The organism is Paraburkholderia sp. GAS33, assembly GCF_050436645.1.
GTDB lineage: Bacteria > Pseudomonadota > Gammaproteobacteria > Burkholderiales > Burkholderiaceae > Paraburkholderia > Paraburkholderia phenazinium_B.
Genome location: NZ_JBNDMP010000013.1, coordinates 167,354 through 182,129, shown reverse-complemented (window position 1 = coordinate 182,129; position 14,776 = coordinate 167,354). Strand labels below are relative to the sequence as shown.

Here is a 14,776-nt window from a genome sequence, read left to right as displayed (position 1 = left end):
GCATGCTTCTGGCGCCTCAGACGGTCAGTTCGGCGAAGGCGCGGCGTGCCGCATCGATCGTGGCGTCGAGGATCGCGTCGTCATGAGCAATCGATACGAAGCCCGCTTCATAAGCCGACGGCGCGAAGTACACGCCCGCGTCGAGCATCTTGTGAAAGAACGCATTGAAGCGCGGTACGTCGCTCTTCGTGACTTCGGCAAAGCTCGCCGGAATCTTGTCCGCGAAGTAGAGGCCGAACATGCCGCCGAGCGAATCCGCCGCGAACGGTACCTTTGCTTCGCGAGCTGCGTTGCTGAGTCCTTGCACGAGACGCGTGGTGCGTGTGCTGAGCGTCTCGTAGAAGCCCGGTGCCTGGATCAGTTGCAACGTCTTCAGACCGGCCGCCACGGCGATCGGGTTGCCCGACAGCGTGCCCGCCTGGTAGACACCGCCGAGCGGGGCGAGGTGGGCCATGATGTCGCGGCGACCGCCAAATGCCGCCGCCGGCATGCCGCCGCCGATCACCTTGCCGAGGCACGTGAGGTCCGGCGTAATGCCGTAGATCTGCTGGGCGCCGCCGAGGGCGACGCGGAAGCCGCACATCACTTCGTCGAAGATCAGCACGGAGCCGTAATCGGTGCACAGGCGCCGCAGGGTGTTCAGGAACTCGGGCGTGGCGCGCACGAGGTTCATGTTGCCCGCCACCGGCTCGACGATCACCGAAGCGATCTCGTCGCCGAAAGCCTTGAACGCTTCTTCGAGCGCGGCGACGTTGTTGTATTCGAGGACGGTGGTGTGCTTGGCGATATCCACCGGCACGCCTGCCGAAGTCGGGTTCCCGAACGTCAGCAGGCCCGAGCCGGCTCTGACGAGCAGGCTGTCCGCGTGTCCGTGATAGCAGCCTTCGAACTTGACGATACGGCTGCGGTTCGTGAAGCCGCGGGCGAGACGCAGCGCGCTCATGGTGGCTTCCGTGCCGCTGGACACCATGCGCACCTGTTCGATCGACGGCACCAGCTTGCAGATTTCCTCGGCAATCTCGACTTCGGATTCGGTCGGCGCGCCGAACGAAAAACCGTTGATCAGCACCTTCTGCACGGCATCGAGCACTTCGGGATGGACGTGGCCGAGGATCATCGGGCCCCACGAGCCGATGTAGTCGATATAGCGCTGGCCGTCCGCATCCCAGAAGTAGGCGCCTTGCGCACGCTCGATAAAGCGCGGCGTGCCGCCGACCGAACGGAAAGCGCGCACGGGCGAGTTGACGCCACCCGGGATGGTGAGCTGGGCGCGCTCGAAAAGCGCTTCGTTCCGGGAATTGCTGGACATGGACGTTGGACCTGTCAGAAAGGGATGCACAGAGGCGAGCAGGGTCGACCGGCAGCCGGAGGAGACTCCGGCCCGCATGCTCGTTTCCCTGTTTCGCGGCGGCTGAATGGTTATCTGAAATTGTACCGGAGTCGCGCACAGTCGGCGGGCGGCGGGGCGCAGCGGGGGTTGGGGAGATTGGCCGGGCGTGCGGCGCGGCGAGGCAATGCCGCTTTTGAAGCGCCGATATTTATTGGTATCCTCGTCCATCATGCGCGACACCCTTATTTCCGCAGCGGCCGCGACCGCCGAACCCGAGACCCCGCCCGCTCCTGCATCGGCAGCCACGCCGCCGGGTGCGGGCGCGTCGCGCGCGAACTACGTTTATGCACAACTGCGCGACGACATCTTCGAATTGCGGCTGCTGCCCGGGGACCGTCTGACCGAAGGCGGCATCGCGGAGCGTTTCAACGTCTCGCGTACACCTGCGCGCGAAGCCTTGCAGCGGCTGCAGGGCGACGGTCTGATGCAAGGTTACGTGCGCGGCGGCTGGGAAGTCGTGCCGATCGACTTCAAGCGCTTCGACGATCTGTACGAGATGCGCGAGCTGATCGAAACTTTCGCGATTCGCCGCCTTTGTCAGCGCGATGGGCCGCTTTCCGCCGCGTTGAGCGGTCTCCTCGATCAACTTGATGTGATCTGGCAGGCGCCGGCGGGCGAACGTCTCACTGACGGCCGCGAAGTGGCGGCGCTCGACGAAGCGTTCCATCTGGCGCTGGTGTCGGCAACCGACAACGACGAACTGGCGGCCGCCCTGCAGCGCGTCACGGACCGCATTCGCGTCGTGCGACGGCTCGATCTCGTGTACGGCAATTGCATCGACGAAACCTACGAGGAGCACGCCGCCATCCTCGCGGCGATCCGTGCGGGCGATACCAACGCGGCGCTCGACTGCATCGCCCGGCACATTCACGGCAGTCAGGCCGAAGTCCGCAAGCTGACCGTGCACCGGCTCCATAGCGTGCGCACCAAGGCGGATCGCGCCGCAGTGACGGGCGCACCGCCGAAGGGCCGCGGCACCATCTAGATTCACCTGGGGCTCACTCGGCGGCAACGCGATGCCCGCAGCCGGCTTTGTTCCTCCGGCTGGAAACCCCCGTCCCATAAGGATCTTCTCTCGATCGGACCGGCTCGGGCATTCAATCGGCATGTTTCTCGCTAATGTCGACGAGCTTGTATACATAGGGCGCCGGCTGTAGTCCAAGCGAATCCGGGGTGATTCGAGCGGCTCGCGCCATTCGAACCGGAGAGCACCAATGAATAGCCGCACGCATGCGTTGAACGCCACGGCCACGCCAATCGCGCCGTCAATCGCACGCACCCGCTGGTTTCAGCTTGCCCTCGGGCTCGTCTGCATGATGACGATCTCGAGCCCGCAGTATGTCTGGACCCTGATGACCAAACCGCTTGCCGCCAAGCTCGGCATCGCCTTGCCGGAGTTGCAGGTCACCTTCTCGATTCTTGTGTTGCTGCAGGCGTTCTTTTCGCCGTTTCAGGGCGCGCTCATCGATCGCTTCGGCCCGCGCCTGCTGATCTCGATCGGCACGCTGCTGGCGGGCGTGAGCTGGGTGCTGGCTTCCTACGCGCACAGCACGCCGATGCTGTATCTCACCTATGGCGGCGTCGGCGGTCTCGGTACCGGCATCGTCTATGTCGGCGTGGTGGGACTGATGGTCCGCTGGTTTCCCGACCGACGCGGTTTCGCGGCCGGCGCGGTGGCGGCCGGCTACGGCATGGGCGCTATTGTGACGACCTTTCCGATCGCGGCATCGCTGGCTTCGCGCGGCGTGGAGTCGACGCTGTGGCTGTTCGGGATCGTCTTTGCCGCGGTCGGGTTCATCGCTTCACAGGGGCTGCGCGTGCCGCCGGCGGATCTGGGCGCGAGCGTGCCGAGTGCGCTCACGGGGGGCGCTACGCGCGACTTTCGACCGTCTGAGATGCTCAAGCAGCCGCTCTTCTGGTTGATGTTCCTGATGATGACGATGATGGCGACCTCCGGCCTGATGGTCACATCGCAGATGGCGACTTTCGCCGCCGACTTCGGCGTGAGCAAAGTCATGGTGTTCGGGCTGGCGGCGTTGCCTCTGGCGTTGACCATCGACCGCTTCACAAACGGTCTGACGCGGCCGTTGTTCGGATGGGTCTCGGATCGCCTGGGCCGTGAAAACACAATGGGATTCGCTTTCGCGCTGGAGGGCGTGGCCATGACGCTCTGGCTGCTGACGCGCGATAACGCGGTGCTGTTCGTGCTGCTTTCGGGCCTCGTGTTCTTTGGCTGGGGAGAAATCTTCTCGCTGTTCCCGTCGACCTTGACCGATACATTCGGTACCCGTTACGCAACCGCGAACTACGGTTGGCTCTATATCTCGTTCGGCGTGGGCTCGATTTTCGGCGGTCCGCTGGCCGCACTGCTGCATCAGCATACGGGTAGCTGGATCCCGGTGTTTGGCTGCGCGATTGCGCTCGACCTCGGCACGGCCGCGCTGGCGATGCTGGTGTTGAAGCCGGCACGTGGACGCTTCCTGAAGGTGCTGGCGCGTTAAGCGTTGTGGAGTTGCTAGTGGTGGGGCGTTGGCGAGGCCCTGCAACGCGCCTCGTCGACACAGCAGGCAAACGCGTCAGGCTGCAGACTTGCTTCGACGCGGGCTTTTACGCGTCACGCTGCCGGACTTCAGCTTCGCTTCTGCGGCTTGTTTCGCCGCCGCATGAGCCGAGACCTTGCTGGAGTGGGTCGGACCCGCCGGCGCATCGAGCTTCGGCGGTTTGCGCTTGCCTGTCAGCTCGGCCCAGCGTTTCTCTAGCGCGCCTTCGGCGACCGGCTTGATCGAGGTTCCCGATGCCTGCGCATCCCACGTCTGCACGGAGAACGGGTGTACGCGCAAAGCCTCGCGCGTGACGACGACTTCATGATTCGCGTCTACGAGCCAGTCGTAGACGAAATCAATGCAAAGACGATAGCCACGTTTCGAATGGACATCGGGCACCTCGTACGGAGCGCGCGTGACGTAGCCGGAGCCGAATACCCCGCGCGGTTCCTGACTGACGCGGTGGACGAACACGCGATCGCCCGGCAGGATGCTGCGCGCGACGCCACAGCCCCAGACATCGGTTACCGCTTCGCCGGCGGCGACACGTTTGGCGACATCGGGCAGTTCTGGCCAAGGCCATTTCTTGGGGCTCCAGATCAACAGGAAGGCGGTCATAACGGGCTAGAAGCGGGTGCGTTGGAATGGCCGTGACGGGCTCAGGCGGGAGCTTAACCGATTGACGGCATAGCTGCGTTCGTCGTCCGCTGCGCGTGCCGAAGGTCCACTGCACCCAGGCGAGAGGGCGACGCCCCGTTAACCGTCGCGTACAATTACAGCGGTAATACCGCAATCTTTGCTGTTCCCTGCAGTCCGACGCGTGGTTGGCGGGCTGCCTCTTCTGGATTCCCATGTCTCACGTCACCCGACGCCGGCCCGATGGCCGGCTGATCCTGTTGCTCGGCGCGCTCGCCGCGTGCGGGCCGATTTCGATCGACATGTACCTGCCGAGCCTGCCATCAATTGCGCAGGCGTTTCTGGTCAGCACGAGTGCCGCACAGACGACGCTCACGAGTTTCATGCTTGGCTTTTCGGTCGGGATGTTGCTGTACGGACCGCTCTCCGACTCCTACGGACGACGGCCGGTGTTGCTGGGCGGCATCATCATGTATGCGCTCGCGAGCATCGCATGCGGGTTTTCGTTTTCGATTGGATCGCTGGTGACGTTCCGTTTTGTGCAGGCACTTGGCGCGGGTGCGGCATCCGTGCTCTCACGTGCGATTGCGCGCGACGCACACGAACCGGCCGATGCGGCGCGGGTGTTGTCGATGCTATCGATTGTGACGTCTATTGGACCGTTGCTGGCGCCGCTGATTGGCGGGCAGTTGCTGTTGCTGGGTGGATGGCGCGTGGTGTTCGTTGCGTTGACTTTGTTTGGCACGGTGTGCGCGGTGACGGCTTACCTGAAGGTTCCGGAGACCTGGCCGCCTGAGAAGCGCAAGCATTCGGCGGTGCTGCAATCGTTTGGGGTGTACGGGAAGTTGCTGAGGGATCCGGTGGCATGGGGGCTGATGTTATGCGGCGGGATGGCATTTGCATCGATGTTCGCGTACATCACCGCGACGCCATTTGTGTACATCGAGTATTTCCATGTTTCCGCGCAGCATTATGGGTTTTTGTTTGGGCTGAATATTGTTGGAATCATGTTTGGCAATTTTCTCAACACACGGTTGATTGGACGGTTGGGGTCGTTGCCGATCATTTCGTTTTCGGCGATCGTCAGTTGTGTGGCTTCGTTGTTTGTTTGTCTGGTTTGCCTGACGGGGTGGGGCGGGTTGTGGTCGATCGTTGCCGGGTTGTTTTTTGTGGTCGGGGTGGTGGGGTTGTTGTCGGCTAATTGCACGACGGATTTGATGCATCGGTATCCTCACAATGCGGGGGCGGCTGCGGCGGTTTTTGGGGCAGTGCAGTTGGCGCTTGGCGCGGCTTCCAGTCTTGCTGTGGGGCTTTGGCAAGGGGTTTCGCCTACGGGTATGGGGGTTACTGTTGGGGTTGCTGGGGTGCTTTGTTTTTGTGGCAGGGGGTTGGTTTTGCGGTGGCATAGGAGTGGGGTTTAGGGGTTTTTTGCCTGCGCGGCGCTTGTCGGTGTTCTTGCTGCTTTGGCCTTTCCTTGCTTTGTTAGTGGTCTATTAGCGTTGCCCCTGTGCGGGGCAGCACCTACTTTTCTTTGCCGCCGCAAAGAAAAGTAGGCAAAAGAAAGCGGGCTCACACCGCTAGCCTGTAGGTGTCCCCCACTGGCATGAAACCAGAGTGGTCCGCGCACGCGTTCCGCCCTCGCGCTGCGTCCCTTAGTGACAAGGCAGTCATCCGTTCCAGCGTCGCGCTACGCGCCCCGCCGTCGGGTATAACATCCTCAGGAAGATCTGTAGGGATGCTAACTATATTAGGCGGCCTTTGTTCGGCAGCTTGAGCCGTTTCTTCATCTCGCTTCCGGGGGCGCCGTAAAGCGCGGCGCTCCAGGCATTCCCGCAACCCCGCTTTCCCTTGCAGACCCATCCGCGACGCACGTAGTGCGGAGTGGGGTGGATGAGCGCTTTGTCACTAAGGGATGTGATGCGAGGGACGGTCCCGTGCGCGGACCTCTCCGGCTTCATGCCAGTGGTGGACACCTACCGGCTAGCGGTTGGAAGCCCGCTTTCTTTTGCCTACTTTTCTTTGCGGCGGCAAAGAAAAGTAGGTGCCGCCCCGCACAGGGGCAACGCAAGCAAACCAAAAAGAATGCAAGGAAAGGCCAAAGCAGCAAGAACACCGACAAGCGGCCGCACAGGCAAAAAAAACCACCCACCTTAGTCCGGCGCCGAAGAAGCCGCCCCATGACTAAGCCAGTCCAGCACAGCAGTCGCATCATCATCAGCCCCGCTACGAGCCTTAGCGACAGCCTCCGCCACATCCTCACTAGGCATGGCACGCCGAATGGCGACACCAACAGCAAGAATATCAATCATCACAAGATGCAAAATCCGCGAAATCATCGACAACTGTGACTCGCGAATCTCGATGTGATCAGTCTCGAGCGCCACCGTCGCACGCTTGGCCAGCGGCGTGTTACTAGACGTAATAGCAATCACCTGCGCCCCAGCTTGCATCGCCACATCCAGCACGCGCAGCAACTCCGGCGCGCGCCCCGACTTCGACACCGCAACAATCACATCCCCCTTGCCAAGCAGCGCCGCCGACGCTGCCTGCATGTACAGATCGCCATAAGCAATCGTAGGAATGCCAAACCGGAAGAACTTGTAGTGCGCATCCTGCGCGACAATGTTCGAATTGCCGAGCCCATAAAACTCGATGCGGCGCGCGCCGTTCAACAGGTCGATCGCCCGCTCGACGTGCTCGAAGTTCAAATGCTCACGCAACTGCAAAATCGCAGAGATCGTGTTGTCCAGTACCTTCGCGCCAAAGTCCGTCGCCGTGTCACCCAGGTGCACCTGGCTATGACTCACCGGAATCGTTCCGGTCAACCCCGTCGCCAGCTTCAGCTTGAAATCGGATAAGCCCTGGCAGCCCAGCGAGCGGCAAAAACGGATCACCGTCGGCTGGCTCACGTCAGCCTTGCGCGCAATGTCGACGATCGGATCGTTGATGATCGAACGCGGATGATTCAGCGCGAGATCGGCCACGCGGCGCTCTGCCGGCGTCAACGCGTCGCGCATCTGGCGGATGCGCTCGAACACTGCGGATGAGCTGCCGCCCGCGCGGTTCGACAACTGTTCCGCCAGAATCGCCGAGACGCCCAGGAACGCCGGGTACTCCGCCGTGATCACGTAAGTCGGTACGCTCTGCAGATACGCCTCGAAGCGGCCCTTCGCTTCGAAGCGCTCGCGGAACGACGAACGCTCGAAGAATTCGCCCAGCCGCGGCACCACGCCGCCGCCGATGTAGATGCCGCCCAGCGCACCCAGCGTCACCGCGATGTTGCCGGCGAACGTGCCCAGGATGCCGCAGAACACATCTACCGATTCCGCCGCCAGCGGCTCGCCCTCGAGCGCGCGTTTGACCACCTCGGAGGTGTCGAAGCTGGCAGGCACGCGTTTCTTGTCGCGCGCCGCCAGCGCCCGGTAGATCACCTCGATGCCCGGACCCGCCGACACGCGTTCGAACGATACGTGTGACCACTTTTTGCGTGCGTACTGCAGCACCAGGTCTTCGCGTTCGTCAGCCGGCGCGAAGGTGGCGTGGCCGCCTTCGCTGCCCAGCGCAATCCAGCGGTCGTCTGCCGGAATCAGACCGGAGACGCCCAGACCCGTGCCCGCACCCAGCAGTCCGATCACGCTGTTCGGGCGGCGCGCGCCGCCGCCTACCTGCACGCGTTGCGTGTCGGTCAGGCCCGGCAATGCCATCGCCAGCGCCGTGAAATCGTTGACGACCAGCAGTGTGTCGAAGCCCAGCGCGCGGCGCGTGGCTTCGATCGAAAAGGTCCAGTCGTGGTTGGTCATGCTGACCTGGTCGCCGTCGACCGGGTTCGCAATCGCAATCGCCGCGTGGTTCACGCGACCAATCTTCGTATCTTTCAGGTACTTCTTGATGACGTCAGCGACGCCCGGGTAGTCGGCGCAGGGATACACCTGCACCTGGCCAATTTCGCCCGGCCCCGTCTCCAGTGCAAAACGCGCATTGGTGCCGCCGATGTCGGCCAGCAGGCGCGGTCCGTCGGCGTGCTGGCCCGCGCCCGGGACAGCGTTACTTTTCACACCAGTAGACATCGAGTCTCACTCCCTTGTCGTTTGCCAACTGTGAGATGGCATTTTTTTGTGGCGCAGCGGCGGCAGCGTTGAGCACGTCCAGCTTGCGCGGTCCTGCAATCAACAGAAATAGCCGGCCCATCTGCTTTAACGCGGACATGGACCAGCTCACGCGTGCATGCGGCGCAGCGCCCGGATGCACGGCAACAAAATGTTCCTGCGTCGTGATGGCGAAGTCCCACTCGGGCGCATCCGCAAAGATCGACGCTGTGTGACCGTCCTCGCCCATGCCGAGCACGGCGACATCCGGCAGCGTGCGACGCGCGTCGGCGTTCAACGCCGCAACGTGCGCCTCGAGCGATTGACTGGTGTCCACCAGCGGCCAGAATGCGGCAGCTTTCGCGGCGTTCTGCAACAACGTCTCGTGCGCAAAACGCGAATTGCTGTCACTGTCCGTTTCGGGAAGCCAGCGGTCGTCGACCAGCGTCACGGCAATGCGCGCCCAGTCAAACGGTTGTGTGGACAGCGTTTGCAGGAACGGACGCGGACTGCTGCCGCCCGACACTGCGAGCGTGACGTGGTTCGGCCCATTACCGGCCGAGGCCGCGCGAGCGGTCAGGGACGCCTGTAACGCGTCGCCCACCGCTTTCGACAGCGCGTCCGATTGGGCGCGCTGGTCGTCGAAAGTGTGAAGCTCGATCATTTCTCCTCCGTACTGCTTTTTTGTCGGGTCTGCGGAATATGCCGTCACGCTGGACAACTGCTGCCTAAGGGACCGGTTCCTTACGCTGCCGTTGCCGCTGTTACGGCGCCACCCCGTTCAGTCGATCGGTATATCGCATACGGTGCACGCGGCGCGGCTTTTCAGATGCGCTGCGTCACCGCAGATCAGTTTTCTTCTTCGAGCCAGCAGGTGCCGTGCTGCGCCAGCATCGCGCTCGAGGCCGCCGGCCCCCACGTGCCTGCTGCATAGGGCTTGGGCGGCTTGTTAGCGGCTGCCCATTCGTTCAGGATCGGTTCGACCCAGCGCCATGCGGCTTCCTGTTCGTCGCGCCGGACAAACAGCGCGAGCCGGCCGTTGATCACGTCGAGCAACAGACGCTGATAAGCCTCCATCTGTCCTTCGCGGAAGAACTGGTCGAACGCGAGGTCGAGGTGAACGCTGGCGAGGTTCATGCCCTCGCCAGGCTGCTTGGCGAGGCAATACAGACGGATCGTTTCGTTCGGTTGCAGGCGGATCACCAGCCGGTTCGCGCCCGGACGCAGGGCTGTCGGTCCGAGCGCCGAATGCGGCACTGCACGGAAGTTCACCACGATTTCGGCGACGCGATCCGCCAAACGCTTGCCGGTGCGCAGGAAGAAGGGCACGCCGGCCCAGCGCCAGTTTTCGATTTCCACCTTCAGCGCGACAAAGGTCTCGGTGTTGGTGTTCGCCTTGACGCCCGGTTCCGTGGCATACGCCGGCACCGAGGTGCCGCGGATGCCGCCCGCATGATACTGGCCGCGCACTGCGATCTTGCTGATGTCGCGCTGATCGATGGGCTTCAAGGCCCGCAGCACGCGCAGCTTTTCGTCGCGCACCGAGTCCGAATCCATCGAGTGGGGCGGCTCCATGGCCACAATCGAGAGCAACTGCAGCAAATGGTTCTGCACCATGTCGCGCAGTGCGCCGGTATTGTCGTAGAAGTCGCCGCGCGCTTCCACGCCCAGTTCTTCCGCGATTGTGATCTGGATGCTCTCGACCCACTCGCGGCGCCACAGCGGTTCGAAGAGCGCATTGCCGAAGCGCAGCGCGAGCAGGTTCTGCACCGGCTCTTTGCCGAGATAGTGGTCGATGCGGTAGATCTGTTCTTCGGCGAAGATTTCGCCCACTGCGTCGTTGATCGCGTTGGACGACTTCAGGTCGTAACCGAGCGGCTTTTCCAGCACGATGCGCGAATTCGTATTGAGGCCCACCGCGGCGAGCGCACGGCAGATAGGCACGAACAGCGACGGCCCGGTCGCGAGATAGAACACACGGATACCGGGCAACTCGCTCACTGCATCGCGCAGCAGCGCGAAGTCTTCGGCTTTGCCCAGGTCGAGCTTCACATACTGGATGCGCTCGAGGAAGCCAGCCCATGCTGCTTCATCGAGACCGTTTTGCGAGACGTACGGCTTGACGTGTTCGTTGACCCACTCGATATACCCTGCGCGATCTTCGACATGACGCGTCACCCCAACGATCTTGCCGCTTTCCGCCAGCATTCCCGCACGGTGTGCTTCATACAGTGCAGGAAGGATCTTGCGCATCGACAGATCGCCGGTTCCGCCGAAGAGCACGAAGGTGAAACTTGAATCGGTAAACATGAGTCTCCGTCGATGTCCTGAAGGCCGCCCGCAGCGACCGTAGTCCGATAAAATTTTTTTTGACACTGAATTGTAGTTTAACTACAATCCAAATCAAGAGGTAGCGCTAAATCGATGAAAAAAGCGGGCATGGTCAGACGAGATGCGCGTTTCCCGAGTCGGCTGGCGTCCCCTGCATGTTAACGGACATTGCCTTTTCGCATGTGTTGGCTGCCGCGGGGCGGCAAACAGCCATGCGGGTGTCAGGGTTAACGTGTGAGGTGCCTCGAGTCTGCCGCGCGCGACGCGGGCAGGCAAAAATCAAAAGAGGAGACAGTCAGTTGCATCCCGAACCACTCATCTTCTGAGCTTCCAGCGGCCGAACGTCGGCTTGCCGGCACATGCATGCGCATGCGTCTGCCCGAGGCTCGATCGCCGCCCAGTGTTTTGCCTGTTTGAACCAACCACAGCGCCCTGGAGAGTCAGGGGCCATTCGTTTTTTGTTCAGGTGTCTGGAGGAGATAAGCAATGAAATTTCGCGCGATCATGGGCGCTTTGTGCGCCGCAGGTCTGATGTGTGGTGTATCCGCAGCGCAAGCTGCCGAGTCGATCGAAGTGCTGCACTGGTGGACGTCAGGCGGCGAATCGAAAGCCGTCGGCGTGCTGAAAGACGACATGCAGAAGCAGGGCTACACCTGGAAGGACTTCGCGGTTGCGGGCGGCGCAGGTGCGGCGGCCATGACGGCACTGAAGACGCAGGTGATCTCGGGCAACGCGCCGAGCGCTGCGCAGATCAAGGGTCCGCTGATCCAGGAATGGGCGGAGCAGGGCGTGCTGGTGCCGATCGACTCGGTCGCGGGTGACTGGAAGAAGAACCTGCCGCCGCAGATCGACAAGATCATGCACGCAGACGGTCACTACGTGGCAGCGCCGTTCTCGGTGCACCGCGTGAACTGGATCTGGATCAACAAGGCTGCACTCGACAAGGTCGGCGCCAAGCCGCCTACCACGTGGCCGGAATTCTTCGCCCTCGCTGACAAGCTGAAGGCCGCCGGCATCCAGCCGGTTGCTGCCGGCGGTCAACCGTGGCAAGACCTGACGCTGTGGGAAGACGTCGTGCTGTCGCAAGGCGCTGACTTCTACAAGAAGGCGATTGTCGACCTCGACCAGAAGACCCTGACGTCGCAGCAGATGGTTGGCGTGTTCGACACGGTCCGCAAGATCGAGTCGTACATGGACACGGGCCGTACGGGCCGTGACTGGAACCTCGCAACGGCCATGGTCATCAACGGCAAGGCCGGCATGCAGTTCATGGGCGACTGGGCGAAGGGCGAGTTCGCGAACGCGAACAAGCAGCCGGGTACGGACTATATCTGCGCACCGGTGCCGGGCACGTCGAAGGGCTACACGTTTAACGTCGACTCGTTCGTGTTCTTCGCACAGAAGGGCGCGAAGGATGCAACCGCTGGTCAGCTGGCACTCGCCAAGACGATCATGAGCCCGGAATTCCAGGAGCAGTTCAGCCTGTACAAGGGTTCGATTCCGGTCCGTCTGGGCGTGAACATGGACAAGTTCGACGCTTGCGGCAAGCAGTCGTACGCGGATGAACAAACGGCGATCAAGGCCGGCGGTTATGTTCCGTCGCTCGCGCACGGTATGGCTCAGCCGGATGCAACGGCTGGCGCGATCACCGACGTCGTGACGAAGTTCATGAACTCGGACCAGGATTCGAAGAGCGCAGTTGAAGCGCTCGCGAAGGCTGCGAAGACGAAGTAAGCAACGTAGCAGGGCGCCCGGTTGCGACTCCACGCGCAACCGGGCGTTCGCTTCAGGCATCACCGGGCATGAAGATGTACCCAGAGTCACAGCCTATGCCAGCCCAGTGTCGCGCGCTCGCCGCGCTGCTCCCGGCGGCACAGTTTCAGGAGTCGAGTAGTGACTGCTTCTCTTAGCGGAAACGGAAAGGCCACGGCCACCGCGACCCGCCGCACGTCGCCAATGGCGGCGCTCGCCGACCGCTGGATTCCGAAGCTGGTGCTTTCTCCCAGCATCGTGATCAGTCTGGTCTTCGTTTACGGCTTCATTTTTATTACCGGCTATCTGTCGCTGTCGAATTCGCGATTGATGCCGCGCTACGAATTCGTCGGCCTCGACCGTTATCGCGAGTTGTTCGATAACGACGTCTGGTGGACTTCGGCCGCTAACCTCGGCTGGTTCGGCATTCCGTTCATTGCGATCTGCGTTGCGCTCGGGCTGTTCCTTGCGATCCTGCTGGATCAGCGCATCCGTAACGAAGGTGCATTGCGCGCCGTGTTCCTGTATCCGATGGCGCTGTCGTTCATCGTGACCGGCACGGCATGGCAATGGATTCTCAACCCCAATCTTGGCATGCAAAAGGTGTTTCACGACTGGGGTTGGACGAGCTTCCAGTTCGACTGGCTCGACAATCCGGACCGCGCGATTTTCTGTATCGTGATCGCGGCCGTCTGGCAGTCCACCGGCTTCGTGATGGCGCTGTTCCTCGCCGGCCTGCGCGGCGTGGATGCGGAAATTTTCAAGGCCGCACAGGTGGATGGCGCGACGCTGCCCACCATCTACCGCAAGATCGTGATTCCGAGCATGCGCCCGGTGTTTTTCTCGGTGCTGCTGATTCTCTGCCACATCACGATCAAGACCTTCGACCTCGTCGTCGCATTGACGGCGGGTGGCCCGGGTACCTCGTCGTCGCTGCCGGCGATGTTCATGTACACGTTTTCGTTTAACCGCGGGCAACTGGGCGTCGGCGCTGCATCGTCGATGATGATGCTCGCGACCGTCGTGGCCGTGCTCGTGCCGCTGATGTATATGGAATCGAGGAGCACGCGTAATGCAGCCTAAGATGACGATCAGCCGTGCCGTCATTTATGCGGCGCTGATTCTGTTTGCGTTGTACTTCCTGTTTCCGCTTTACGTGATGCTGTCCACGTCGTTCAAGGACATCGATCAGCTGCGCACCGGCAACCTGCTGACGCCGCCGTCGCATCCGACTTTCGCGCCGTGGATCAAGGCGTGGAGCCAGGCATGTACCGGTGTGCGTTGCGACGGTATGGAACCGTTCTTCATGAACTCGGTGCGCATGGTGATTCCGGCCGTGCTGATTTCGTCGATCATCGGTGCCTTCAACGGTTACGTGCTGACGCACTGGCGCTTCCGTGGCGCGGACATCCTGTTCACGATGCTGCTGGTGGGCTGCTTCATTCCGTTCCAGGCCATCCTGTTGCCGATGGCGCGTTTCGAAGGCTTCATGGGCCTGTCGAACACGGTGGGCGGACTGGTGCTGGTGCACGTGGTGTACGGGATTGCGTTCACGACGATGTTCTTCCGCAACTTCTACGTCAGCATTCCGGCGGAACTCGTGAAAGCGGCGCGTATCGACGGGGCAGGCTTCTTCCTGATCTTCTCGAAGATTCTGCTGCCGGTTTCGTTGCCGATTTTCATGGTCTGCCTGATCTGGCAATTCACGCAGATCTGGAATGACTTCCTGTTCGGTATCGTGTTCTCGGGTGTCGATTCGATGCCGATCACGGTGGCGCTGAACAATCTCGTCAATACGTCGACCGGTGTGAAGGAATACAACGTCGACATGGCAGGCGCCATTATTGCCGCACTGCCTACGTTGCTCGTCTACATCATCGCCGGCCGATACTTCGTGCGTGGCCTGACGGCAGGCGCAGTGAAGGGCTAACCCAAAACGATTGCCGCAGCGCGCTACCTGGCGGCTGCGGTGCGAACCGGCATCCGGCCTGCGCCGCCTGAGTGTGACGCAGCTGAAGCTGTACCAGAGACAAGAGGAT

11 protein-coding genes are annotated in these 14,776 nt (G+C 62.0%); 6 read left to right on the top strand and 5 right to left on the bottom strand.

Features of this window, described 5'->3' with window-relative positions; translation table 11 throughout:
- Positions 1-16: 16 nt before the first annotated feature.
- Positions 17-1,309 (bottom strand): glutamate-1-semialdehyde 2,1-aminomutase, encoded by a 1,293-nt coding sequence (gene hemL, locus P3T24_RS31480; RefSeq protein WP_429440611.1) that lies wholly within the window; start codon positions 1,307-1,309, stop codon positions 17-19.
- A 250-nt stretch (positions 1,310-1,559) separates the two neighbouring features.
- Between hemL and P3T24_RS31475 the strand changes: the two genes are divergently transcribed.
- Positions 1,560-2,375, top strand: coding sequence for a GntR family transcriptional regulator (locus P3T24_RS31475; protein WP_429440609.1), 816 nt, complete (start codon positions 1,560-1,562; stop codon positions 2,373-2,375).
- Between the two features lie 229 nt (positions 2,376-2,604).
- Entirely contained in the window at positions 2,605-3,891 is a 1,287-nt protein-coding gene (gene oxlT, locus P3T24_RS31470) for an oxalate/formate MFS antiporter (RefSeq protein WP_429440607.1), read from the top strand.
- 75 nt (positions 3,892-3,966) lie between these two features.
- On the opposite strand, the gene P3T24_RS31465 is transcribed toward oxlT, so the two are convergent.
- A complete protein-coding gene (locus P3T24_RS31465) occupies positions 3,967-4,551 on the bottom strand; it encodes a hypothetical protein (RefSeq protein ID WP_429440605.1) in 585 nt (194 codons plus the stop codon).
- A 233-nt stretch (positions 4,552-4,784) separates the two neighbouring features.
- Between P3T24_RS31465 and P3T24_RS31460 the strand changes: the two genes are divergently transcribed.
- Positions 4,785-5,990, top strand: a complete 1,206-nt coding sequence (locus P3T24_RS31460) for a Bcr/CflA family multidrug efflux MFS transporter (RefSeq protein ID WP_074263615.1) — start codon at positions 4,785-4,787, stop codon at positions 5,988-5,990.
- A 729-nt stretch (positions 5,991-6,719) separates the two neighbouring features.
- On the opposite strand, the gene P3T24_RS31455 is transcribed toward P3T24_RS31460, so the two are convergent.
- The 3 genes from P3T24_RS31455 to zwf form a co-directional block, all read right to left on the bottom strand.
- Positions 6,720-8,636 carry a bifunctional transcriptional regulator/glucokinase gene (locus P3T24_RS31455; RefSeq protein WP_429409218.1) on the bottom strand — a complete coding sequence of 639 codons (1,917 nt, stop codon included), beginning with the start codon at positions 8,634-8,636 and terminating at the stop codon, positions 6,720-6,722.
- A complete protein-coding gene (gene pgl / locus P3T24_RS31450) occupies positions 8,614-9,318 on the bottom strand; it encodes a 6-phosphogluconolactonase (protein ID WP_429440603.1) in 705 nt (234 codons plus the stop codon). Before pgl ends, P3T24_RS31455 begins: the two co-directional genes overlap by 23 nt.
- A gap of 185 nt (positions 9,319-9,503) precedes the next feature.
- Positions 9,504-10,964 (bottom strand): glucose-6-phosphate dehydrogenase, encoded by a 1,461-nt coding sequence (gene zwf / locus P3T24_RS31445; protein ID WP_074263618.1) that lies wholly within the window; start codon positions 10,962-10,964, stop codon positions 9,504-9,506.
- Positions 10,965-11,471: 507 nt separating this feature from the next.
- On the opposite strand from zwf, the gene P3T24_RS31440 reads away from it, so the two are divergent.
- The 3 genes from P3T24_RS31440 (at position 11,472) to P3T24_RS31430 (ending at position 14,667) form a co-directional block, all read left to right on the top strand.
- Positions 11,472-12,719, top strand: coding sequence for an ABC transporter substrate-binding protein (locus tag P3T24_RS31440; protein ID WP_074263619.1), 1,248 nt, complete (start codon positions 11,472-11,474; stop codon positions 12,717-12,719).
- A gap of 159 nt (positions 12,720-12,878) precedes the next feature.
- Positions 12,879-13,820, top strand: a complete 942-nt coding sequence (locus P3T24_RS31435) for a carbohydrate ABC transporter permease (RefSeq protein WP_429409217.1) — start codon at positions 12,879-12,881, stop codon at positions 13,818-13,820.
- Positions 13,810-14,667 (top strand): carbohydrate ABC transporter permease, encoded by an 858-nt coding sequence (locus tag P3T24_RS31430; RefSeq protein ID WP_143787468.1) that lies wholly within the window; start codon positions 13,810-13,812, stop codon positions 14,665-14,667. Before P3T24_RS31435 ends, P3T24_RS31430 begins: the two co-directional genes overlap by 11 nt.
- The last annotated feature ends 109 nt before the right edge of the window (positions 14,668-14,776 follow it).

Bases quoted from the DNA above. Each gene is read 5' to 3' on its own strand.
- P3T24_RS31460 (WP_074263615.1), top strand. From the start codon at position 4,785: ATGTCTCACGTCACCCGACGCCGGCCCGATGGCCGGCTGATCCTGTTG.
- pgl (WP_429440603.1), bottom strand. From the start codon at position 9,318: ATGATCGAGCTTCACACTTTCGACGACCAGCGCGCCCAATCGGACGCG.
- P3T24_RS31455 (WP_429409218.1), bottom strand. From the start codon at position 8,636: ATGTCTACTGGTGTGAAAAGTAACGCTGTCCCGGGCGCGGGCCAGCAC.
- zwf (WP_074263618.1), bottom strand. From the start codon at position 10,964: ATGTTTACCGATTCAAGTTTCACCTTCGTGCTCTTCGGCGGAACCGGC.
- P3T24_RS31430 (WP_143787468.1), top strand. From the start codon at position 13,810: ATGCAGCCTAAGATGACGATCAGCCGTGCCGTCATTTATGCGGCGCTG.
- oxlT (WP_429440607.1), top strand. From the start codon at position 2,605: ATGAATAGCCGCACGCATGCGTTGAACGCCACGGCCACGCCAATCGCG.
- P3T24_RS31475 (WP_429440609.1), top strand. From the start codon at position 1,560: ATGCGCGACACCCTTATTTCCGCAGCGGCCGCGACCGCCGAACCCGAG.
- P3T24_RS31465 (WP_429440605.1), bottom strand. From the start codon at position 4,551: ATGACCGCCTTCCTGTTGATCTGGAGCCCCAAGAAATGGCCTTGGCCA.
- P3T24_RS31440 (WP_074263619.1), top strand. From the start codon at position 11,472: ATGAAATTTCGCGCGATCATGGGCGCTTTGTGCGCCGCAGGTCTGATG.
- hemL (WP_429440611.1), bottom strand. From the start codon at position 1,309: ATGTCCAGCAATTCCCGGAACGAAGCGCTTTTCGAGCGCGCCCAGCTC.